At 62.4% G+C, this 944-nt stretch carries 1 protein-coding gene; it reads left to right on the forward strand.

The genetic code is table 11. The features are described from left to right. Positions 1–127: 127 nt before the first annotated feature. Positions 128–784 carry a hypothetical protein gene (locus tag AWU74_RS06195; RefSeq protein ID WP_162504932.1) on the forward strand — a complete coding sequence of 219 codons (657 nt, stop codon included), beginning with the start codon at positions 128–130 and terminating at the stop codon, positions 782–784. The last annotated feature ends 160 nt before the right edge of the window (positions 785–944 follow it).

Below are 944 nucleotides of genomic sequence, written 5' to 3' on the forward strand. Positions count from 1 at the left end.
GCGCCGTAACCCCCGGTTCCTCCCCCGTCCCGTGGCTGCCGTCCGCTATATAACTCCGAACCTATATGCAGAGTTTCCTCAAGACATTCGGCTTGTGCCGAATGCCTTGCGCGCCTATACTGCGTCTATGCGTGTAAAACTACTCTTTACGTTTTCCCTCGCCGCGCTCCTGTCGTCGTGCTCCGACGAGCTTCCCGCCATTCAGGACGTGCGGCTCGCCGCGGTATTCGATTTCCGCTCCCCGGACGCAAAGCCGGATATGTACCTTTCTCTCTTCGTCAGCCCTTCCTCTGATATCAAGACGCTCAAATCGCTGCGGCTGACGCACCCGGATTCGGGCTTCCGCTGGAACGTGGATAAACCCGTAACGTTTGAGAACGGCGCGCGCTCGTGGGCGGGCAGTCCCCGCCTTGCGCCGTACCGCAAGACGGCGTTCGCGGCGGGCGACTATGTCGTCGAATACGTCGACAAGGCGGAACGCTCCAAGGATTTTGCGGCGCGGCTTGCGTATCCGGCGGCGCTGTCGGACGCGCGCGCCGCCGAAGCCGCCGGCATACTGCCCGCCGGGTCGGAACTGAACTTCGCCGTATACGACCAAGAGGGGAATCTGCTGTATTATGGGAAGAAAAATAGCGCGTGGGCGGGCTTTGCGCAAATCCGCGCCGAATACCCCGATGCGCATTCCGCGCGGGAGTGCCTTGTTTCGCCCGACGGCGCGACCGTGTGCCTGCTGCCGTTCCTGCCCGGCGGTGCAGACAACGACGGCGCGGCGAGAAGCGGGTAAACCCGTCATGCCTGATTCCGACCGCTATAGCGCGATAAAGACCTTCGCTCGCCGATCGGCGCGCATGACGGAAAGCCAGAAGCGCGATTATGCGGAACTGTCCCCGTCGCTCTGCCTGCCGTTTTCTGAAGCCGCGCTGAACTTTGCGGGACTCTTCGGC

It is taken from the genome of Treponema endosymbiont of Eucomonympha sp. (assembly GCF_001028545.1).